Annotated in this window: 15 protein-coding genes; 1 reads left to right on the forward strand and 14 read right to left on the reverse strand. The window is 40.1% G+C overall.

Going from position 1 to position 23,634, the window contains the following annotated elements; translation table 11 throughout:
* The 9 genes from JOD18_RS19850 to JOD18_RS19890 all read right to left on the reverse strand — a co-directional run.
* Window positions 1–228, reverse strand: a 228-nt coding sequence (locus tag JOD18_RS19850; RefSeq protein ID WP_204670867.1) for a hypothetical protein, incomplete at its 3' end; no start/stop codon positions are given.
* 97 nt (window positions 229–325) lie between these two features.
* A complete protein-coding gene (locus JOD18_RS19855) occupies window positions 326–1,576 on the reverse strand; it encodes an SMI1/KNR4 family protein (RefSeq protein ID WP_204670868.1) in 1,251 nt (416 codons plus the stop codon).
* Window positions 1,577–1,973: 397 nt separating this feature from the next.
* Window positions 1,974–3,992: a putative bifunctional diguanylate cyclase/phosphodiesterase gene (locus JOD18_RS19860; protein ID WP_204670869.1), complete on the reverse strand. Its 2,019-nt coding sequence runs from the start codon at window positions 3,990–3,992 to the stop codon at window positions 1,974–1,976.
* 300 nt (window positions 3,993–4,292) lie between these two features.
* A complete protein-coding gene (uidA, locus tag JOD18_RS19865; RefSeq protein WP_204670870.1) occupies window positions 4,293–6,032 on the reverse strand; it encodes a beta-glucuronidase in 1,740 nt (579 codons plus the stop codon).
* Between the two features lie 378 nt (window positions 6,033–6,410).
* Complete coding sequence (locus JOD18_RS19870; RefSeq protein ID WP_204670871.1) at window positions 6,411–9,926, reverse strand: DNRLRE domain-containing protein; 3,516 nt, start codon at window positions 9,924–9,926, stop codon at window positions 6,411–6,413.
* Between the two features lie 252 nt (window positions 9,927–10,178).
* Entirely contained in the window at window positions 10,179–11,906 is a 1,728-nt protein-coding gene (locus tag JOD18_RS19875; RefSeq protein WP_204670872.1) for a sensor histidine kinase, read from the reverse strand.
* Window positions 11,907–12,036: 130 nt separating this feature from the next.
* Window positions 12,037–13,356, reverse strand: a complete 1,320-nt coding sequence (locus JOD18_RS19880; protein WP_204670873.1) for an ABC transporter substrate-binding protein — start codon at window positions 13,354–13,356, stop codon at window positions 12,037–12,039.
* Between the two features lie 186 nt (window positions 13,357–13,542).
* Window positions 13,543–14,373 (reverse strand): carbohydrate ABC transporter permease, encoded by an 831-nt coding sequence (locus JOD18_RS19885; RefSeq protein WP_239588253.1) that lies wholly within the window; start codon window positions 14,371–14,373, stop codon window positions 13,543–13,545.
* Between the two features lie 15 nt (window positions 14,374–14,388).
* Complete coding sequence (locus JOD18_RS19890; protein WP_239588254.1) at window positions 14,389–15,318, reverse strand: carbohydrate ABC transporter permease; 930 nt, start codon at window positions 15,316–15,318, stop codon at window positions 14,389–14,391.
* Between the two features lie 285 nt (window positions 15,319–15,603).
* Here JOD18_RS19890 and JOD18_RS19895 point away from each other — a divergent pair, with 285 nt between their 5' ends.
* Complete coding sequence (locus JOD18_RS19895) at window positions 15,604–16,272, forward strand: YesL family protein (RefSeq protein ID WP_204670875.1); 669 nt, start codon at window positions 15,604–15,606, stop codon at window positions 16,270–16,272.
* 121 nt (window positions 16,273–16,393) lie between these two features.
* Here the strand turns inward: JOD18_RS19895 and JOD18_RS19900 are convergent, their stop codons facing one another.
* From JOD18_RS19900 to JOD18_RS19920, 5 genes are all read right to left on the reverse strand, one after another.
* Entirely contained in the window at window positions 16,394–17,968 is a 1,575-nt protein-coding gene (locus JOD18_RS19900; RefSeq protein WP_204670876.1) for a response regulator, read from the reverse strand.
* An 824-nt stretch (window positions 17,969–18,792) separates the two neighbouring features.
* Window positions 18,793–20,163 (reverse strand): extracellular solute-binding protein, encoded by a 1,371-nt coding sequence (locus JOD18_RS19905; RefSeq protein WP_239588255.1) that lies wholly within the window; start codon window positions 20,161–20,163, stop codon window positions 18,793–18,795.
* Between the two features lie 177 nt (window positions 20,164–20,340).
* The gene (locus JOD18_RS19910) at window positions 20,341–21,720 is read right to left on the reverse strand and encodes an extracellular solute-binding protein (protein WP_204670878.1); all 1,380 of its coding nucleotides are present in this window, start codon (window positions 21,718–21,720) and stop codon (window positions 20,341–20,343) included.
* A gap of 58 nt (window positions 21,721–21,778) precedes the next feature.
* The gene (locus JOD18_RS19915) at window positions 21,779–22,621 is read right to left on the reverse strand and encodes a carbohydrate ABC transporter permease (protein ID WP_204670879.1); all 843 of its coding nucleotides are present in this window, start codon (window positions 22,619–22,621) and stop codon (window positions 21,779–21,781) included.
* Window positions 22,622–22,636: 15 nt separating this feature from the next.
* Entirely contained in the window at window positions 22,637–23,590 is a 954-nt protein-coding gene (locus JOD18_RS19920) for a carbohydrate ABC transporter permease (RefSeq protein ID WP_239588256.1), read from the reverse strand.
* Window positions 23,591–23,634 lie beyond the last annotated feature (44 nt).

Raw genomic sequence — 23,634 nt, forward strand, 5'->3', positions numbered from 1 at the left:
GATTGCTCTTTTTTTGTCTGTCAGACCGCTGATGACGGACAGCTCTGAGGGGATTGCTCTTTTTTTGTCTGTCAGACCGCTGATGACGGACAGCTCTGAGGGGATTGCTCTTTTTTTGTCTGTCAGACCGCTGATGACGGACAGCTTTTGGGACTTGCTAGTTTTTTGTCCGTCATCTGTTCTTATGGACTCTGGAGCCGCTTTTCCTCTTCTTTTGTCCGTTATCATTGAAATCTTGGCATTCCTTCTCTTCCTATCACACATATTACGAAAGACCGGGCACCCGTGCCCGGTCTGTTGCCAGTAGCCATAGTAATTTCACTATCTATAACCCTCTAATCAAATATTTTCCCCAGTTTCGCATAGCTGACATGTCACCCGCTTCTGCAGCACGTTCCAGCCAATACTCTCCCTCATCGATATTCTGCTCAAGTTCTTCGCCTTTGAGTAAAAACAAGCCCAGTGACCGCATAGCTACAGATTCATTATAGTCTTCAGCCGCTTGGCGCAGCCATTTCTCCCCTTCTGCTACGTTTTTCTGCAAACTATCCCCCTTGATCAGACGATAGCCCAATATCCTTGTCGCTATCGGATCTCGAAGATGAACGGCTTGACGCAGCCACTGCTCACCTGCCTCTGCGTTCTGAGGCAGATCCTCGCCGTCCAGCAATCGAATAGCCAACTCAACAATTGCCCACAGATCATTCTTCTCTGCGGAACGGTGCAGCCATTTCTCTCCCTCACTGATATCTCGCTCCACACCTGTACCGGTCAGAAACTGAAAAGCTAACTCATTCATCGAACCAGTGTCACCCATTTCAGCCGCCTTTTTCAGCCATTTCAGACCTTCTTGCGTTTTATCAAATTCTCTCTTTTTCTGGAGGTCAATAACTTCCGTCTGCTGTACTTCCAGCGAAGTGGTTTCCTCATCTAGCTGTTCTTCCAGTGAAATGGTCTCTTCGTTTATCGGAAAATATTGCTTGGCAGAATCAAAGATAATCTCTTCATCCTGGCCGACATACCATGTTAAATCATTCTCATCATACTCTTTTGGGATAACTGTATAATCCATTGTTTTCAATTGCCGAACCATAAACTGAAGCAGTGCTGTTGTATTGACGGCAATGACATACTTCACATCAATATCCCGGCCGAATCGGATAATTTGACCATTTACGCCTTCTGTATCTGGGTCAAAATCTAAACCAATATTATTACCGCCATAATCTTTACTAATAGGAAGCCAATTTCGATTAATATACATTGTTTTTACCCAGCCAGGCGGATCTGATTCGGTCTCTAATAAGTTGGCATACTCCTCCTCTAAGTCTTTCCATATTTTCCATTCATTCATCATTTCATCGAGCGAAAGGAAGGGCTGCCCAAAAAACAGACCTGGACCAGATTCTTTCTCCCCATTAAAAGTGAGGTATAATTCCCTTAAATCATCAGGGAAAGTAATCTGTATGGTTTCCTCTACCTGTTTGATTTCCTCTTCTGTCGCAGGAGGATTTAAAAAGTCAGGAAATACTTTCGACAACTCTACCTTTAATTCATCTAAAATGGAATGCAACATTCTATTAGCCCCTTTGTCGATAAAGTAAGACTTCCATCAGCGGGGTTCTCAGCCCCATTACTGCTTTGCGAAACTTATCAGGGTGCCCGTTGTTCCCCAAACCTGTCTTCTTAAGCCTAGAGGCGGGACTTACGGACGGTTATCACCGGGATAAAGTAACGCCTCCACCAGCGGACTTGGATTTCCACTGAGGATTTATCAGGCTGCTGATCCATCAGTGCCTGAAACATGATGTTAACGCCTGAATAGTTCCAAGGCTTTATCCTAAATTTGCTTATACTTATAGGATTATTTTATAATACATCTGGCATTTTTACTACAAAAAAGCAGATACAGCCTTAATAATAAAAAGAGGTTGTATCTGCTTCTTATGGGACACTATTTATGTAAAATACTATTACATATAAAACAAACACCTCTTCGTCTGAAGCATATGTTCCATGCTTTCTACCCTTACTGGCTTACTGAAGTAATATCCCTGCACCTCATCAATTTCCAACTGCATTAATGCTTCTAGTTCTTCTTTCTCCTCTACGCCTTCTGCTACCACAGTCATATCCAGACTTTTCCCTAGTTGAACCACAGTGGAGGCAATTTCTTTCTCACTGGATTGTGTTGAAATACCTCTAATAAGAGAACGATCGATTTTCAAAATATCGACTTTGAATTTTCGCAAATAGGCTAAAGATGAATAACCCGTTCCAAAGTCATCTAATGCTACATTAATGCCTTTAGCCCTTAATTTCTCTAATACTTCCCGCACGTTTTTTTCATTTTCAATCAACAATGTTTCAGTTATCTCCACCTGAATCCAAGCTGGGGCAATTTCGAACTCTTGTAAAATATGAAAAAAATGATCTACAAAATGGGCCTGCATAAATTGACTGGCAGATAAATTAACTGAAACCGGAATAGGGTCATAACCTTGAGATCGCCACGCATTGATTTGCTGACAGACCGAGCGAATCACCCATGTTCCGATCGTATTAATCATCCCTGCTTCTTCCGCAATCGGAATAAACTCTGACGGCGGAACGCTTCCAAACTCAGGGTGCTCCCAGCGTATCAACGCTTCAAAGCTTTTGATAGACAAGTTTATTGGGCAGATACGCGGTTGATACACCAGATAGAATTGATCCTCGGTTAATGCCTTGCTCAAATCGTTCTGAATCTGAAAAATCCGCTCATTTAACGCATTCATATCAATGTTAAACATCTGATAGTCATTCTTTTGTTCATTTTTCACACGATACATAGCGATATCTGCATTCTTCATTATTGCTTGCGGATTGGTTCCTGCTTCTGGATAAGTGGCGATTCCAATACTGCCTGTAATATTCAACTCATAATCCTCAATATAGAAAGGCAGTTTAAATCCTTCAATGATTCCTTCAGCAAACTGCTGCATATCTTTATCCTGCGTAATTCGATCGATAAGAATAGCGAACTCATCCCCGCTAAAGCGCGCCACTTTCCCTTTATCTCCTACTAGCTTCCGGAATCTTTCCCCCACTTCGATCAATAGCTTGTCCCCAATGAAATGGCCCAATGTATCATTAATATATTTGAAACTATCGAGATCAATGAACATAATGCCAAATTGGCTCTTATTTGCCTTGGCAGAGATACTGGCCTCTTTTAAATAATTATCAAACATGCGCCGGTTGGCTAGGCCAGTGAGGTGATCATAGTAAGCCATATAGCGGATCTGTTCTTCATTTTTCTTCTTTTCTGTAATATCAAAGCGTATCGATAAATATTGATAAGGCTTACCATTCTCGTCCTTGAAAGGAACAATCGTTGTATCTACCCAATAATACGTGCCGTCCTTCTTTCGATTGCGAATTTCCGCCTTCCATACCTTTCCAGAGGCAATGGTCCGCCATAGATCTTTAAAAAACTCCCGAGAATGATACAAAGAGTTAATCAATCGATGTGTCTGGCCAATAAGCTCCTCTTCTCGATAACCTGATATTTCGCAAAATTGGTCATTTACATATGTAATCTTACCGCGCCGATCCGTGATAGCCACAATAGCAGCCTGATCCAACGCATACTTCATATCGGCTAATTCCTTGAGTGATTTAGTCAGCTGTTCTCCTTTTTGTCTCACATCTGTAATGCACCCAATAATTTTACTTCCTTCTTCATCTGCATGAAATCGATGCCCATACACATCAAGAATAATTACTTCATTTTGTTTGTTATGAACTAATGTTGTAGAGTGAACATCGCTTTTCTTTCCTTGTACCAATTCTGAAAATAATTTCGCAATACCCTCATCCATCCACTCTATTAATACATCATAATAGTGCAGGCCTTTATAGGGATTAACTTCCAAGTCTAGTATTTCCAAGCAGTTTTGATTATTGTAATAAATATGCTCATTAGCAATAACGAAAATACCCTGCTTCAATTGATCACCCCCTGATTTGATGTCTGCTTATCCATTCGATTATACCATATATTTGTACTAACCACTTGCCAAACAAGGGAAAAAGCACCTAGATAACTTGCAGTCAATTTCACTACAAGCGCCTGTTCAAAAAGGGCGCTAAACTGAACCATCTCCAGTTAAATTCGCAGCCTCTATTACAATACTGATATTAAAACAGCCTGTATATTGAAAGTGCAAGTCAACGCAGCAATTCGCCGTGTCATTTTTATTGTTTTTTTAAACAAATCTCTATCACTATCTTACTTGAAAATTCCGCCTCTATCCGTCATGTTTATTCCAAGCTGACTTTATATAATGTGCCGCTAATTTAGGCTGCCTGTCCCTTGTAAAGAGCCCTTTTCGATTCACGATCACTCTGGAAGGGGTTTGGCTTGTTTTGAAGTCAGCAAAGGCCCAAATATGGGCACCAATCGTATACGGTTTATTGGCGATAATTTGATATTGACGCAAGACCATTTGTGCTTGATATTCCTCTGAGAACTGTTCCGGCGGATCTGTATGCAGGCCTGCCACTGCATCGGCCCCAAACTCCGTTATCATAATCGGCTTTTGAAAAACTTCAAAACAGCGATCTAACTTCTTACTCAGCATATCGCAGCCTTCATCCAAACGTCCGGCCTGCTCATACCAGCCATAGTATCGATTTAAGCTAATAAAATCAAAATATTGTAAAACCTGATCTTCCTCAATATCTACGCAGTTGACTGCCGTAATTAACCGTGAAGGATCTAGCGCCTTTGCATGATCATACAACTCTTTATAGAAAGGACCGGCCTCCGCTACAAAGGTATCACCCTCATTGGCCAAACTCCAAGCAATAATGGATGGGTGCTGTCTGTCTCTCACGATCATCTCTTGTATGACCTTCTTTGCCTGTCTTCGGATTCTATCATTCTGGTAATGGCTTCTTACAAAACCGACAAAAGGAGTCTCACCTATGACCAGCATCCCCTGCCGGTCTGCATATTGCAAAAATTCCTCACTATAGGGATAATGCGACGTGCGGAAGGAATTGGCTCCTGTCCATTTTAATAAATTCATATCCTTTGCAATGACAGCATGGTTCATCCCTTTACCTAGCACAGGAAAATCTTCATGAAGACCAAAACCATTCAGGAATAACGGCTGACTATTCAAATAGAGCTGTTCACCTATCAACTCTACTTCTCGTATCCCTATATCTAACCGATAACTGTCCACACATGTTTCTTTCTTAAGCAATTCAACTTGCAGACTATATAAAAAAGGGTCCTCTAACCCCCATAACCGCGGTTGTTCTATCGTTAACTGTCCTTTCACAATCCCCTCATCATCTGCAACGCCCTGATCTGCAATCCCTTCAGCTAATTGCACGTGAACAGAACCAGCAAAAGCCTGATTAAGCTGGACTTGATAGGTCAGGACAGCCTCTTTTTCACGTACATCTGTCTGTACCTGGATTCCTTTTATGTAAGTGTGGGCTGTAGAATATAAATAAACCGGGCGATTAATCCCTCCATAGGGGAAAAAATCATAATAATTATTCGGATATTGGCCTTTAAAACCGATAATCTGTTCATCTTCTACATCACCTGGCGGCAAACGGTCTGACTTGATCCGCGCATCTACCGAGACGATAATCGTATTCTTCTGACCGCACTTCACATACTGAGATATCTCAAACTCAAATGGTAAATGAGCTCCCTCATGTGAACCAATATATTGGCCATTCACCCAAACCTTGCTTATATAATTGGCTGCCCCGACTCGGAGCCAGACAAGTTCTGACTGATAACTAGCTGGAATTTCCACACTCGTCTCATACCATCCCGTCTCAAAAAAATACATTAAATCTTGAAATTGTTCATTCCAGCTTGCCGGGACAGCAATTTCCCTCTCTCTTGGAATACCATATTGCCATTGCTGCTCTTCTCCATTATTATCTTTATCGACTGCAAAATACCAAAAACCGTTTAATTCTGTTAACATCCGTTGTCCATTCAATTGTGGATACAGCATGTAATACATCCCTCCAGCATATTTCTTATTTTCTCTATTGTATCTAGTACATTGCCAAGTTCTCTTGTTTCATTTTGGGCAAATTGTGAACAATTTTTACTTCCTGCACTGCACAAAAACAAGAGGCCTGCACTTTTACGCAAGCCCCATCCTTCTTGTCTTCATATGTTTAAGAAAAACCAAGAAGAGCATTTGGTCCTTTTCCTTTTAGCCAAGATAGATGTCCGCTGCGAGAAGCCACAGCGGCGGCCTTGCTCTTCTTAATTCTAGAGAGGTTATTTCTAAAAGAGCTAATAATAGCTAGCATTGGATATACTTTCTTACTAAAAAGACAGCAGTGAAGCGGGCAAAGCCTTCACTGCTGACCGTACAGCCTGATCACTGCTTATTTTTACCGTTATTAACCAAAACTTTTACAGTGGCCTTTTTATTTCCATCTTCTGTTGTAACGGTAATGGTAGCAGCTCCTGGGTGATGCGTTTGAATAGTTCCATCGGCAGCAACGGTTGCCACTTCTTCCTTATCACTTGACCAGGTAACTTTTTGATTCGTAGCATTCTCCGGTAAAACGGTTGCCTGCAATTGGTAAGAGCTATTGTTCCCCAGCTTGACCTTATCTTCCTCTAATTCCACCCCTGTTACAGCAATCATTTCAGCAAGTTGCAATGCTCCAATGGTAGGATGCTCTGGATCGATTGGATTACCTACCATATCTGTTTCACCCATACCATCAATAACTGTCCCGCTATTAACAGCTGGTGAATCAGGGTGTAATTGGAATGCCTCCATATTTTGCTTCCAAACTTCTTCATCCCATTCATCCATCTGTGTATATTCAATTTCGGCATTCGCAAACATTGGATCTTCTTGAATTAGTCCTGGATATGGATTAGGACTGCCTGGGAGATCCAACAGCTCTGCCGGATAAATAAGATTATGAGACATATTCGTTCCATCAAATGATTGGCCTTGCTGTGAATAGTTTTGTAAATTCCCTTCTACATAGAGAAGATTATTCTTGAAGAACATATTGCTTATATCATTGTCTTTAACCAAATATTGCGTATCAATTTCTTCACCAATATATATCGTATTATTGTAAATCTGTGTACGGTTATTCATTACGTAAAATATCTCAGTTCCCTGTCCATCATTATAGCTGACATTATGACGGAAGACATTATTCTCTCCCGCACTTTTCATGGTTAATAAAAAGCCGCCGCGGTTGTTTCGGCTGTAATTGTACTGAAACACACTATTCTTCGTGCCAATATCAAAGTCAAACGCCTCGCCATCATTATAACCAAATACCCCATCAGATACTTCATTGTATTGGATGACAGCATTATTAGCTTCATATAACCATACCCCTGCATAGTTACGGTTGTTGTTATTACTGCTGTGGCGGCGCACAATATTCTTCTCTACTAATCCGCCTGATTCTACCTCTGCCAACACGATACCGTCTCCAAAGGTGTCCTCAATGAGGTTCTTACGGAAGACCACATCATAGTTGCGGATGGCATTGGTATCTGAACCATTGCGATATGTTTTCGTTCTCAATCCTTCGATTGCTACATGATGAATATGGGAGTTCTCCACCGAAATATCTTTGAATCCTGATTCTATATTTGTCACATTCCCCTTTTCATCACGAGTATCTGCCAGAAAGATAACCCCGCCAGAAAGCTTAAATGCATCAGCACCAGAATTCACATCATGGACATGGACATTATCAATATGCACATCTTCGACATAACCGTCTCCACCTGCTATTACAATAATCCCAGCCCGGCTGGCATTTATTATTTCTTCCCCTTCATTGGTCACTTCCAAATTATTGATGCGCCAATGAGACAGGTTGTACAGATGCACGGCCCCTTCAGAAAAGATGCTGCCTGTATCCAAATTGGAAATACCTTCCCCTTCTATCTTAGGCTTTTCTGCTGCATCACCATAAGCATCTAGTGTAATCGGCTCGTCTTCTGTACCAGACCCATGCGGTCGTAATTGCCCTTGCCACACACTGCCTCTTTTTAACAAAATAGTAGAGCCTGGCTGAAATTGTACGGTATTCAATTTCTCTAGTGACTGCCATGCCGTTTCTTCGGTTAGGCCATCACTGGAATCATCGCCTGCTTGACTGTCAATATAGTAAACAGCGGATGCCGCCTGTTCTAATCTTGTAACCTTATAAGTACTTGTAGTCTGATTTCCTTCTTGGTCAGTGGCGGTAATCTCAATTACATTCTCGCCTAATTGCAGCGGCAGATCATAGAGACTGTCTTCCTTTGCTGTGACCTCATTGCCGTTAACGAATACCTCGGTATCGACTGTTATCGACTCATTGATACTACCGGCAGCAATTGTAACATTTTCGATCGTACCTGTTGTATATACCTTGCCATCCTCTAAGCCTTCCACCTCTAATTGCGGAGCCGGGAGACCCTCTACTAATTGCAGCTGAACAGCCTTATCTTCATCTTGTTCTTTACTCGTCATGAAGACACCTTTTTGATCATGGCCATTCTCGATCGTTAAAACAAAATGGATTCTTTCCATATCTTCAGCGTTTTGTAGTTGTTCGTTAATAAATGACGTAATATCTAACTCGCCATATGTGTCCGATTTGGAGCGGTCATATTCTGCATCCGCTACCTTTTGACCTCGTTCCGGCGCATTATTCCATGTTAATGTCCCTTCATCAAATTCATCTACCTGATAAATCGACACCACCTCTGAAGTACGATCCGTCCCCATTAATTCATCGATATAAAATTGAATCGCAGCCTCTTTTACATACGGTGCATCATATTCCGACAGATCAAAAGATAAATATGTTTCGCGCTGATTAGTTGGTGCACTTGCTGCCTTCTTTACATCTAATCTCTTCGCATTATGATTTTCATCAGGAGACCGTAAATCGGTATACGTATCAGCAATCACTGGGAAGGCAGTAACCGCTTCTAATGTAACCTGATATTGCTGCACCTCAGACTGATTGCCAGCAGCGTCCTCCGCACTGATCTCAATTACATTTTTTCCTTGCTCTAAGTGGATCGTGTTTGTCCCATTTTTGGCACCTTCTACTGCTTCACCATTGACTGTCAAATGGACAGCCGGCTCTTCATCATGGTTATCCTGTGCCTGTATCTCGATATCTAGCCCTGGATTAGTTACCGTAGCACCATCCTCTATTCCCGTTACACTTATCGTCGGAGGCAAGGTATCTTGATATTCTCCTTGAAAAAATTGCAAATACGGTGTATATGCTCCGCTGTCTTGATAAGCCGAATAGAACCTTATACCCCCTTGATCATCTTCTTCCTCGACTCGAATGGCGATACCAAAATCTTTATCGTCGGCTTCCTCTAGATGTTCCTTGATAGCTGTCACATCGATTTCTACCCATTGTGAAGCATCTGATTCTGTAAAAGTCTGCTCCCCGATTACTTCAGCATTATCCAATAAGCTGTTTGTATTATTCCATGTCCAATTCTCTTCACTTAAATCAGACTTATCTGTTAGTAAGACTTGAACGGTATCTTCTTTGCCTGATCCCGTATGTTCGTGTAAAAATAACGTCAGCTTAACCGCTGCTGTGTCTTCCCAATTAATATTATCGGGTATCTCGAACTCTAAGTGACTTCGTCTGCTATAACTTTCATCACCAGCTGTCTTTGCCTCTAAAATTTCTCTTGGAATTGTCGATGAACCTGTTGCTGCAGACAGATCAGCATAGCTTCCGCCTCTAACCGTTGCCCCGTATAAAGCATTTGCTTTCAAAACAGATGAATCCTGAGGAGCAGCCTCTGCCTCTCGATACGTAAAACTAAATAATATAGCAGCTAACATACTGCATATAACCAGTTTCTGTTTGACTGTCTTCACCATATATAGCTATTTTTTCGTTACAGCTTGTAACACGCCCTCCACCATACATAACTTAACAAATCCACCCCCTACCATTGAAACCGCATACAAAATGTTTTTCTGCGGTACATAAATAGCTACCAAAGTGACAGTACACAAGCACTTTGGTAAGTTGGTTTTATTATAACACCGCTTTCAATGAAACAAGACCTATCTTCCAGGATGGTCAAAAGATTACACAGGTTCGTAAAAAACTCACACACATCTAATCAGTTAGGCATGTGTCAAAAGTTCAGCATTGTTGGAAATAATAAACACAAAGGTTGTTCCGCCCCATTTGTTTGTTTCTATATCTATGGTTACATTCTGGTATGTTAGTTTTAGTCTATGATAAACATTCTTCACACCAATATGATCTGCAAGATTATCATGATGATGAATAGTATACAGTACTTCTTCCCGCTTTGATTCATCCATACCTGCACCATTATCGATCACTTTGATTAAAATATCTTCTTCCTGCTTCTTGATATTTACTTCAATGACCGGTGAATCTGGCAGATCGGAAAAACCGTGAATAATAGCATTTTCAACAATTGGCTGCAGCAGTAATCTTGGTACCTTAAAGGAACACAAATCATCATCCATATTTGTTCTTAATTCAATTTGCAGATCGCTTCTCAATTTCATAATTTCAATATAATCATATAGTAACCGGCATTCTTCTTTGACAGTTGTGAGTTCCTCCGCACGCATATTTGCCCTTAATAAGCGCGTTAAAGACTCGATCTTCTTACTATGTACCTCATCATCTTCTAGCAATAAACTGCATTTAATAGAATTTAGTGTATTAATCAAAAAATGCGGCCTGATTTGTGCGAATAATGCACGCAACTCCAGCTTCCGTTTCTCTGCCTCTTCCTGCTTCACCTTGTCTAGTAAATCATTAATCTGATTTAACATATGGTTAAAGGCTCGCCCTAATAAACCAATCTCATCCTTCGTCTCTACTGGAAAACGGACTTGCAGATTGCCTTCACCAAACTCTTCTACTGTACTTTTCAGCCGACGTAAAGGACGGTAAATCGTACTACCAATATAAAAGGAAATAATTAAAAAAATAAGTACACAAACGGCGATTAAGATCGCATAAAAGGAAAAAGTAGAGGTAATCTCTTTCATAATATCCCCTGCAGGCACATAATAAACCAGTTCCCAATCCGTCGATGGCAGTGCAGCACGGCTGACTAAAAGGTCATTATCCTGTGTTAAATCATCAAAACGCGCGGAACGAATAAGCGTTTGTTTCTCTTTGTCCAACAATTGAAAAGCGCCTGTTTCTACATCCTGAAATAATTGTTCAAAATAACTTTCTGGTATGCCTAGGAACAATATCCCCATCATTTCATTACTGACAAAATCCTTATATGATCTCACTGCATAAATCTCAGCAGCATGGTCATTGATATCGTGCAAATCCAGCTCCGAAGCACGCAAAAAATACAATCGATTCGGATTTTTTTGCTCCATCCAGTGTTGGTCGACAATTGTTCTTAAGCTTGACTCTAGCTCTTGATGGGATAAAACATTGTTATTCCCTCTAATAATTAGGTTTTCACTGTTCATAAAGAATGACTCTGCATTGACGCTGGAAACACCTGAAAAAGTAATACTTAAATACTCAGCTATTTCGCGGTAGTCTTGATAAACATCATAGGAAGAAATAGATGTACTAGCTGCAAAATTCTTCATACGATCTAATATGTCGGTTTGCGACCTGCCGTACAGATTAGTCGTGTCAATCATCTCATCCACCATATCATTCATATCAGAGGCCATCATATTCACTACATTTTGGTGTGTATTTTCGACCTTCTCAATTACTAAGTTTCTGATTAAAATAAACGACACCACGGATGCAATAATTAATGGAATAATAATGAAAATAATCATCGTAGATTGGATTTTTTTATAAAACGATGAATAAAACAGGCTTTTCATGATCCAATCACTCCTTATCTTTATCCCGTGTTAAGACCCAGCACACTGATAGCAGTCTCGCTTTATCATTATATCATGTCTGGAAACTGTATAGAGGCAGCCATGCTGGCCGCCTCTATTTACTAATTATTTATTGATTTCGGTCAATAATATCATTGGCTTGTTGTACCATTGCTTCCTGTGCTTCACTTGAATCAATACCATCTAAGATATACTGACTAAAGCCATCTTCCAGCACACTCTTTAATTCATTAGAATACGCTGTCGAATAGGCTGGATCATAAGGAATAAAGATATTATCATCATAAACAGTAGCTGCTAGAGTGTCTTGATCAATAAGGTCGGCATTATCACCAATCATCGTATCGATTACTTCACCTTGATCCACGTGTCTTGAACCAGGGAAATCAGAAATCACTTCTACTTGCTCTGCCATATACTTCGCAAACTTATAAGATTCTTCTTTATGTTCAGAAGATTCACCTACCGCAAGATAGTGTCCACCCATATACATAGAACCGATTTCTACATCTTCTGAAGATCTAGGAATTGGTGCAAATACCGTTTGGAAATCGTGCGGATAACTTTCTTTGTCTTTAATCATATCGATAATGAAAGAACCGATTGGAAGCATGGCTGCTTCCTCATTGAAGAATTCCGTAGCATAATGCGTTTCAGCAGCAATGACATCTTGGAACTTCCGTACAGAACCTTCCTCTTCCATTTCACGTCGTAAGTCAAAGAAATCTGCAAAAACTGGATGATCAAAAACTGGTTCTTCACTATCTGTTAAATATGGATGTGGCAATTCAGCGTAAGCAGGAAAGTTAGCAAATTCACCCCATGTATGGAAATAAGCTCCATACTGATCATCTGTTGTTAATTGTGCTGCATACTCTTGGAAATCATCCCAAGTCCATCCCCATTCAGGTACGTCTAAACCTGCTGCATCTAACGCATCTTTATTAATAGCGACAAACCAAGGCTGTGATAAATCTTGAATACCAAAAGTCTGTCCATCATATTGCGGAGCTACATAATATTCTTCTGTCGGATCAATCGAATCCGCTTCCATAAAATCATCTAATGGCGCTAACACTCCGCGGGCAGCACGCTCAAGCAGGAAGTCTACATGAGAAAAGGCAACCACATCAATAGAATCACCAGTTCCTACTTTAATATCTAGCTGCTGATAAAATTCTAATGAATCATTACTTGATACTAATGTCTCATAGTTCACCTTAATATCTGGGTTTTCTGCTTCAAAATTCTCGATAATCTCGGCCACAATTCTTTCCTTCTCATCACCTTCCCAAGTGTAATAGTTAATAGTAACCGATCCATCGTCATCTCCGCCAGCCTCGTTACTGGCGTCATTATTGCCACAAGCAGCTAACATCAATACCAAACTCACTAAAAATAAACTAAACATGCCTTTTTTCCAACTCATTTGAACCCCTCCTGTATTTTTTATTTATTATAAGTGCTAACCATCTGGGGAAAATCACCACAGATGGAAGTCTCACTTTATCACGGTGACAAGCGTTCGTAATCCCTCTGCTTTGTATACTTTATCATAAACAAACTACTCCAGAAAAACTGTGTCTGATTTTGGGCATTGTGTGAACTATTTACACTACCCCTTCACACCGCCTACTGTAATACCATCAATTACATGACGCTGCAGGATCAAAAAGACAACGATAAGCGGCAAAATCGCGGATACTGCTGCCATCATGGTGGTCGCATAACTTGTACCAAACTCACTTGATAATAGCTGCATCCCTACAGTTATGGTATACAACTGTTCACTTGTCAAAAAGATAAGCGGATTCTGATAATCATTCCATGTCCAAATAAATTTTAAAATACCTGCTGTGGCAATAATAGGTTTCACCATTGGCAACATGATCTTCCAGTAAATACGGAAATATCCTGCTCCATCCATTTTGGCTGCCTCGATATATTCATCACTAATCCCTGCCATAAATTGACGCATAAGGAATGTCAGCGGAATCGAAAAGGCCATCATCATTACTAAAGCTGTATGTGTATCATAGAGCCCTATCCAATTAATCAGGATAAATCTCGGCACTAATGTTGATTCGGTTGGCACAAGAAAGAAGGCTAACAGAACAATAAACAGCACGTTCCTCAGTGGAAAATGTAATTTAGAGAAAGAATAGGCTGCCATCGAACTAATGATAATGGTTAACAAGGTGGTAATGACTGCAATTTTTAACGAATTCCAATAGAATAAATCAAACGGGATATCTTCCAGCCAAACCTTTGAGAAATTATTAAAGAAATTCCATTCTCTAGGAATCCATTCAATAGGATATGTCATCACATCTTGCTCCACCTTTGCTGATGAGGAGAGCATCCATAACAAGGGAGAGATAAATAAGAAGGCTAACATACCCATGATGATCGTTCCAATTACTTTTGAAGTTTTTAATTTTTCCATCATAAATCCCTCCTGTTAAAATTGCTGCTTCTGTGATTTTGCTGTCACGATCGTGATGGCAGCTACAATCAGGAATAATATCCATGATAAGGCGGAAGCATAACCCATTCTGAAATTTTGGAAACCTTCTTCATAAATATAATAAACCAGTACATTCGTTGCATTATTAGGCCCGCCCTGTGTTAAGAAAGCAATTACATCAAATACTTTGAATGAATTAACAATCGACGTAATCAATAAGAAGAAAGTAGTTGGCCCTAGCTGCGGGACGGTGATATAGAGAAATTGTTTAAACTTACCCGCCCCATCTATTTGAGCCGATTCATATAATTCTTTAGAGATTCCTGTGATTCCAGCGATATAAATAACGACATTATAACCGACCACTTGCCACACCGATATAATGATAATCCCCCATAAGGCCGTATCCGTACTGCCAAACCATCCAGGCGGATTTTCGATACCGATCGACATCAAGAAATTATTGACTACCCCTAATGATGGATGGAACAATACAGCGAATACAGATGCAACGGCTACCATTGTAGAAATATAAGGGATAAAAAAAGCGATTTTAAAGAAATCCCTAAAATAAACGGCAGACGAGATCGCAATTGCAATCAACAATGCCAGTATAATACTGGCTGGCACATAAACCGCTGAAAAGATCAGGTTATTCTTTAATGTTAGGAAAAAGGCAGGATCTTGAAATAGATACCGATAATTTTCCAGACCAATAAAATTAATAGATTGTAGACCACTGACTAAATCCCAATCGGTAAAACTCAGATACAAAGAGAAGAATAAAGGGAAAATCCCTAATAAGAAAACACCAATAAATTCTGGTACTAAGAATAAATAACCACTAATGGATTCCTTGATTTTATTATTCCAAAGACTAGGTTTCTTTTTTGTCTTATAATTAGAAACTGCTTTTTCGCTCAAGATGTACTCACCTCACATTTGATTTTGATATATTCCTAATGTAATAGAAATACCTCCATATACCCATTAAGAATTTATACATCTCTGTGTATTATTTTTACCTCGTGTATCCGCTTCCTATTTTTCATCTAAAGAAGGTAATAATTAGACACACGTTTGTAAAAATAGTATACGAAGACTAGTATCCAAGTGATTTATACTAAAGGTGCGTGTTCAAAAAGTTCGGTAAAAAGTGACTTTCTTGAACAATCTCTAAAGGGAAATAACCAGAAGAGGGGGAACCTTATGCTATCAAACGGGCCTTTTAAATTGTTATATTTGATTTGTGAATGGATCATGATCCTTGTCTATATTAATGTTCTGTGGGTTATATTCACTCTTCTCGGCGGGGTTGTCTTTGGCGTGTATCCAGCCACATTGGCCACCTTTGCGGTTGTGAAGAAATGGTTAAAATCAGAAGATGATGCAGCTGTTTTTACAACGTTTTTCCAATCTTATAAAAATAACTTTATACGTGCCAATATAGTTGGCCTTGTACTAACATTGACTGGTGTGCTAATTGCGGTTAATTTCCACCTTGTCCATTTTGAAAATGAGATCATTCATTTTTTCTTTTTAATGATCCTGTTTATGATTACTTGCTTTTATATGATGGTATGGCTATATATCTTTCCATTAATGATAGACTATCAATTAAGTCTAAAAAATTACTTTTCACAAGCAATTTTAGTCGGCATTGCCACCCCATTCCGTACTATGATGATGGTCGCCTTTCTATTCGGGACAGCCTATATATTCTTTCTGCTCTCAACCTTGTTAGTGTTGTTTGGCGTCAGTTCCACCTGTCTCGCTCTTGCCTATCTTACAGATCAGTCACTGAAGAAAATAGCTGGCAAAGCAGCTACATCCAGCAAAGCCGTTTTATTATCAGCAAAACAAGGCGCACATAACTAAAAAAGAACCGGAGACAGCTTTACGAAACTGTCTTCGGTTCTTTGCTTTTTGTTTCCGTTATGTTATTCTGGCCCAGCTATCCATAGCTAAGGAGAATACTCGATTGCTCTACTTAACCATGTTATACAAAGGTTGCTTGCGTTTTATATTCACCTGGACTGTACCCTGTATGTTTCTTAAAAATTTTAGAGAAATACGTTCGGTCAGAGAAGCCTAACTCACTTGCCACATCTTCAATCGTCTTATCTTCTAACAGCATATTCTGTGCCAAATCTATTTTATATTTTTGAATATAGTCGGTAAAATTCTGCCCTGATAACTTCTTAAAATAACGCGAAAAATAACTTGGATTCAAATATAAGTGTTTTGCCATATCAGCAGAGGTTAAATTTTTGGATAAATGCTGTACAATATATTGTTCAATTTCCTGTAACTGCAGCTTATTGTTAGATGTTTGCTTTCTAGACTGTGCATAAAATATGATACTTGCAGATAACAGCTGCAGAAGATCCGTTATCTTAGCAGCCCGTGTCATATAATATTTAAAATCTTCTAGTTTTCCTGCATGCTGTTGGTCCACTTCCATCCTAGCCAAGCAAAGCTCTGCCAGTTCGATCACTTTCTTCGGATGTATCTGATAATCCATTGATACCCTGTACAGCTCCTCTAATAGCCGCTTAAGTTGTGATAAATCCATCACTTTAAACGCTTTCATAATTTTCATTTCAATCGGCTGTAACAGCTGTCGCGAATCAATACTCCAATTCACCGCTTCGAAGGCAGCCCTTGCTTCATTAGAATAAAAGGTCTGGTTTGGTTGATCACGTAATGCTAAGATACCTGCTTGCATCTCCTCCTTCTCCATTCGATAAGGATGATAGATAGTACAGATAGATATCCTTAAAATTTCCTTTACCTTTTCTTCCACGGTCAGCATATAAGTTTGGAATTGCTGCAAATGTTTTTGCGATAGAGAATAACGAAAATTCAAAAACAGATAGATATCACGCTCATGATCCATAATCGGTGTAATCCCCTGAAAACCCTTCGCTATTTCTTCGGCTATATTGTAAATACCATACTTAATAATTGGAATATCTTTGACAGCATAATATTCGGCAACTTTTGCGTAATTTAGCAAAACCCGTCCGATAAAAAAATGAGGAAATTCCCATTTGATTCCCAGTTTACTTCCTTCTTTCATCACATGCTCCACCTGCTTACTGTCCATCAATTGCTCTAAGAAATTCTGCCGAAGCACATATTTATTTTTATGAAATGTTTCCTTAAATGACTGTAAATCATATTGGTTCTGAGATTGGCGGAGATGCTGAAGTGATTTCTGAATGCTTGTCATTAATTGTTCTTTATCTAACTCATCTTTTAGTAAATAATCATCTGCACTCATTTCCATAGCCCTTCTCGCATAATCAAAACTTTCATGACAAGTTAAGAAGATAATTCGTATATCCGGCTTGATTTGCTTCAATTTCTCTGATAATTCAAGCCCATCAAGCTGGGGCAGGCCAATATCAGATAAAACGATGTCCGGTAATGTCTGTTCAAACCGGTCAAGCGCTTTCATAGAAGAGTATTCTGCACTGCAAACCTCCACTTCAAGATTAATGTCTCTAACTAACTTTTCCAAATATCTTAACATTGGTACGTCATCATCAATTAGCATTATTCTATACATGTTATCCTCCCTCCGCTTGACAATCGTATTCGCTGTGTCTAAAAATGTGTTCATATACTACCATTATAAATCTTCCTACATTTGACGTTAAGTAATCTTTTTTTCTTCTTGTGCACTATTTTTACTTTTTAAAAATATTTTGATCAATAGGCAGTGATGGGAGACTTTCATTTCCTCTGTGTTGAATAGACACTATATCAAATTCTAAACTTTCTCTAGAAAAATTCAACTAAGCCATTTCATCGAAACCGTCTTTCATGGCTGCATTCCTTGAGGACAAAGTTCTTTTCTTGAAAGTTATAATTTATGCTTCTCTACAATGTGGGGCAGTTGCACAATTAGATAACTGATTGTGCAACTGCTTTTTTCTGCTTGTATACGAACACAAACAGCTTGACTGAGCATATATTATCCATTGAAAATTTAGAAATGGAAGCTTGATGGTGATATTGTCCATTTTTCTTCATCGAATGCTTCCATCAGAAGTAATTAAATAAGCGGTTTTAGGGAGTAGCCAGTTATGATACTATTTCTTGCATGAAGTGTGGAACTATTTCCTAGCGCAGGCCAATCGCGAAGACTACTATGGGAACAGAGCGAGCCTCAGCTAACTTGAAAAGCGAAGGGCTGTTGGAGCGAATCTTTGCACGCTTATTCAGTCAAAATAATGATAAAGCAATAAGGGAGAGCTGATCACGCAATAATAAATAAGGTGTAGGTGCATGTTTATGCGTGTGAAAGGTGAGTATAAATCAAACGGAATCATCTAACATACAAAAAAGCTGTCGCAAAATGCAACATTTATATTTTGCGACAGCCCCTTCCTAATTCCTATTTTCCAGCCATTCCGTACTTTCCTGTTGTGCCTTATCCAATGCTTCTTCGGCTGATCTTGATCCTGTTAAGGCAGCCTCTACTTCAGATGTTAAGATATAGCGCGGCTGTGAGGCACCCCATGGATAACGCGGTGTCCAAGGTGTACTCATTGCTTCCAGCATAGGATCCAATAAGTGTTCTACTTCTGCATAGCTGTCCCATTCTGAAGCAGCCTTAATAACAGGCATGGACCCCAAATTCTCGTAAACATATTGCTGTGCAAAATCACTTGTCGCAAATTTCAGCCATTCCCAGGCCAAGTCTTTATGGTCACTGTCTGCCGAAATGGCAATTGGGCTTCCCGCTAACATACCACCTAATCCTTCGTCATTTTTAAATTCTTGTGCAATACCAATTTTATCATCAATTCCCTGAACCATTGCAGCCTTTACGATTTCACCTGGGCTTTGGTGCAGCATAATGGCGATATCATTTTCTTCTGTTAACCAGCGCTCATTTCCTTGGTTACTCGTAATACCTGAAGGTGCATATTCCTGTACGTCTAATAACCATTCCAACCCGGTGATCATTTCTGGGCTGTTGAACTCAAATTCGATCTCATCCCACGCAAATCCTGTTCCCCATCTGCCATTTTGCCCCTCTGCCAAATTGATTAACGGGAAGGCAGAATTAAAGTCGCCGCGGAACCAAACACCATAATTTTGTTTACCGGTAACTGGGTTCTCTCCTGTCATTTGCTCCGCCTTTTCCATTACTTCTTCCATTGTCGGATGATCAGATAGATACTCAACACCCCAGTCATCAAATATTTGCTTATCATAGGCAATAAAACGAGCATCTCCTTGAAATGGCAAACCATATGTCTGTAATTCATCAGAATCTGGTCCTAATACTTGCCAGCCTTCGATCTGATTATCAATAAATACTTCTGGATCAAACTCAGGATCTTCATCAATATATGACTGTAATGGTTCCAGCACACCTTGAGGAGCAAAATCAGCAATACCTGGCATTTGATAGACATCTGCCTCACCAGAGGTGATCATTGCCTGGGTTTTTTCGGTATACCCTTCCCATGGCATCGTGATAAATTGAACAGTTGCCCCTGGATGCTGGTTCTCAAATTCCTCTTTCAGCACATATAACCCTTCGGTTGTCTCGCCTGTAATTGGATCTGTTGCATCTTCCATATCAAAGTCTCCAATTAAATGAACACGCAGTGTTTGGCCAGCCCATTCACTGTCAGTGTTCTGATTATCCCCTGCATCGCTGTTCCCATCTGTGTTGCTGCAGCCTGCTATCGCTATTCCCATCACCAACAGAAACAATAGTGTTCGAAAGGTTTGCTTTGAAAACATTGTTTTTCCCCCATTCATTTTTGGTTCTCTATGTATCTCATACGGTGTTCGTTATAACTCTGCGCCTTGGCTTTAATAATTGCTTTATTAGCCGCTATTTACAAAGAGAAAACCTTACACACGGCCTTGTGATATAAAAAGAGGGCAATTTATTGATTGCCCTCTTTTTTTGTCTCGTTAATTCCTATTCTCTAACCAGTCTGTACTTTCTTGTTGTGCCTTGTCTAGTGCATCTTCAGCTGAACGGGAACCAGTTAAAGCGGCCTCTACTTCAGATGTCAGTATAAAACGCGGTTGTGAGGCACCCCATGGATAACGCGGTGTCCAAGGTGTACTCATTGCTTCCATGGTTGGATCCATTAAGTGCTGTACTTCTTGGTAGCTGTCCCACTCAGAAGCAGCCTTGATAGCAGGCATAGCATTTACATTCTCAAAAACATATTGCTGGACAAAATCACTGGTGGCAAATTTCAGCCACTCCCATGCCAACTCTTTATGGTCACTGTCTGCTGCAATCGTAATCGGGCTTCCAGCTAACAAACCACCAATTCCATCATCATTCTTAAATTCTTGTACAATTCCAATTCGATCATCGATACCTTGTGCACGGGATGTCATAATAATATCCCCAGGACCTTGGTTAAGCATAATAGCAATATCGTTATCCTCTGTTAACCACTTCTCACTGCCCTGATTACTTGTTAACCCTGATGGTGCATATTCTTGCATTTCTAATAACCACTCTAATCCCTCAATCATCTCAGGGCTGTTAAATTCAAATTCCATTTCATCCCAAGCAAATCCAGTACCCCACTGCCCATTCTGACCTTCTGCTACATTAATTAAGGTAAAAGCTGAAGACCAGTCACCACGGAACCAGATACCATAATTCTGTTCGCCCGTTACCGGGTTTTCCCCTGTCATTTGTTTGGCCTTCTCCATCACTTCTTCCATCGTTGGATAATCAGATAATGGCTCTACGCCCCACTCCTCGAATAATTGTTTATCATAGGCAATAAAACGGGCATCACCTAAGAACGGCAAACCATATGTCTGTAGTTCATCAGAATCAGGCCCCAACACTTGCCAGCCTTCGATTTGATTATCAATAAACCGATCCGGATCAAATTCTGGATCTTCATCAATAAACGGCTGTAACGGCTCAATTACACCTTGAGGAGCGAAGTCAGCAATACCTGGCATTTGATAGACATCTGCTTCACCAGAAGTGATCATCGCTTGGGTCTTTTCTGTATAACCTTCCCACGGCATCGTGATAAATTGGACGGTTGCACCTGGATACAGCCGTTCAAATTCATCTTTTACGACATGCAGTCCTTCTGTTTTTTCTCCAGTGATCGGATCGGTTGAGTCTTCCATGTCAAAGTCACCAATCAAATGGACACGCAGTGTTTGACCTTCCCATTCGCCGCTCTCATCCGGCTCTAAACCGCTGTCTCCAGAAGTGTCCTCATCACCTGAGTTACTACAACCTGCAATGATGACACCCATGACTAAAAGAAACAATAACGTCAGAAATGATTTTTTTGCAAACATGGTATTACCCCCAATTTTTTTATTATGGTAAAGCCAGTAAATCTAGTAAAAGCCGTTATCACTCCCCTTTCACGCCGCTTAATGCGATACTTTGAATAATATATCTTTGTAAGAAAAGATATAGGACTACTATAGGCAGGACACTTACCGTTGCTAAAGCCATCGTTAAACCACCCAGACTTGTACCGTTTTCTAGAGAGAAACTGGCTAGATACAGCGGCACTGTATGCAAATCTTGATTATTTAAGACAACCAATGGCCACATAAAGTCATTCCAGCTCCAAATAAAGGATAAAATCACCATGGTAGCGGCAATAGGGCCAGCCAATGGGAAATAGACTTGGAAAAAGATTCTAAATTCACCTGCACCATCAATTTGCGCCGCTTCACGAAGTGTATCAGGAAGCTGGTCAAAGAATTGCTTCGACAAGAAGATTAATAAACCAGAGATAACTGATGGCAGAATTAAAGGCCAGAATGTATTCAATAAGCCGATTTTGTTAAATAAGGTATACAAAGGGATTAGTCTTGGCTCCATTGGAATCATCAATGTACAAAGGACAACAATGAACAAGAGGCGCTTAAACTTAAAATCACCCTTAGAAAAGGCATAACCTGCAAATAATGAGGCCCCGACCTGAAGGACAACCGAGCTGATTGTTACAATAGCAGAGTTAATATACGCGCTAATCAACCTCCCATTCTCCAGAACCAGACCATAATTAAAGATGGATACCTCCTCTGGAATCAATCTCGGCGGAAATGGCATCGTGATGTTTGCCGTCCGGTCAAATCCAACACTGACCATCCAGATAAAAGGCATCATCAATACGATTCCACACAGAAATAAGGCTGAAAACGATACAATATTATTCGTTCTTCTCATTGTTTTATCACTCATTATGCTCCTCCTCTCTTACAGCTTCATTTTCGAAATTTTCAAATTAAAGAATGTAAAAATAAGTATGATCACAAACATGATATAGGTTGCTGCCGAGGCAATTCCAAACTCAAAGCCTGTAAAACCCCGTTCATAGATAAATGCTCCCATCGTTTGAATCGATCTTGCCGGACTTCCGCTTGGGCCGCCTAAGACATAAATCTCGTTAAAACGCTGCAAGCTTCCAATCCAACCGGTAATCAACAAGAATGCAAACGTACCGCTCATATTGGGAATGGTGATAAATAACCATTGCTGGATTGAGCTTGCTCCGTCGATTCGTGCGGCTTCATACATTTCTGGAGAAATAGCTTGTAAATTAGCCAAGCAAATAATAACGACAAAGCCAATCCAGTGCCATACAGACAGTAAGATAACCCCCCACTTGGATGTAGTTGGATCTGAAAACCAAGTTGAAGTCGGCAAACCTAATGCATCTAATGCATAATTGGCAACCCCCATCTCTGGGTGCAGTACGAATTGGAATATCATTGCTGCTGCCACAATCGACGTTACATTAGGAAGAAAGTAAACTACCTTAAAGAAATTCTGCCCGAACCGAACCGAGTTAATTAATGAAGCAAAGATAAAACCAAGCGGAATCGTAATCAGAATCTGAAAGATCCCGATAAAGAACGTATTCCAGACAGTATTCCAGAAAGTTGCCGATGTTAATACATATTGAAAGTTACGCAGCCCAATAAACGTTTCCACCGTACCGTTTGACTGGTAGAAACTCAGTCGAAAGGACTCCACGATGGGATAGACCATAAACAATAGAATGCCTAGAAAACTTGGTAAGAGAAATAAATACCACGTAAAGGTAGATCTTCGTTTTTTACTCTTTATTGTGTCTACGTCTGCGTTAGCAGCCATGCTGGACGACATTTGTACAGCCCCCCCTGATGTTGCTTGTTTCTTTTTTACCAATTTGTTCCCCTCCTTATATTGACAACGTTTTCAACATTATCAAT

This window comes from Gracilibacillus alcaliphilus (assembly GCF_016909015.1).
Classification (GTDB): domain Bacteria; phylum Bacillota; class Bacilli; order Bacillales; family Amphibacillaceae; genus Gracilibacillus; species Gracilibacillus alcaliphilus.

Coding starts and splice junctions, on each gene's coding strand:
- JOD18_RS19880 (WP_204670873.1), bottom strand. CDS start 13,356: ATGAGTTGGAAAAAAGGCATGTTTAGTTTATTTTTAGTGAGTTTGGTA.
- JOD18_RS19855 (WP_204670868.1), bottom strand. CDS start 1,576: ATGTTGCATTCCATTTTAGATGAATTAAAGGTAGAGTTGTCGAAAGTA.
- JOD18_RS19885 (WP_239588253.1), bottom strand. CDS start 14,373: ATGGAAAAATTAAAAACTTCAAAAGTAATTGGAACGATCATCATGGGT.
- JOD18_RS19870 (WP_204670871.1), bottom strand. CDS start 9,926: ATGGTGAAGACAGTCAAACAGAAACTGGTTATATGCAGTATGTTAGCT.
- JOD18_RS19905 (WP_239588255.1), bottom strand. CDS start 20,163: ATGTTTTCAAAGCAAACCTTTCGAACACTATTGTTTCTGTTGGTGATG.
- uidA (WP_204670870.1), bottom strand. CDS start 6,032: ATGCTGTATCCACAATTGAATGGACAACGGATGTTAACAGAATTAAAC.
- JOD18_RS19910 (WP_204670878.1), bottom strand. CDS start 21,720: ATGTTTGCAAAAAAATCATTTCTGACGTTATTGTTTCTTTTAGTCATG.
- JOD18_RS19875 (WP_204670872.1), bottom strand. CDS start 11,906: ATGAAAAGCCTGTTTTATTCATCGTTTTATAAAAAAATCCAATCTACG.
- JOD18_RS19895 (WP_204670875.1), top strand. CDS start 15,604: ATGCTATCAAACGGGCCTTTTAAATTGTTATATTTGATTTGTGAATGG.
- JOD18_RS19900 (WP_204670876.1), bottom strand. CDS start 17,968: ATGTATAGAATAATGCTAATTGATGATGACGTACCAATGTTAAGATAT.
- JOD18_RS19915 (WP_204670879.1), bottom strand. CDS start 22,621: ATGAGTGATAAAACAATGAGAAGAACGAATAATATTGTATCGTTTTCA.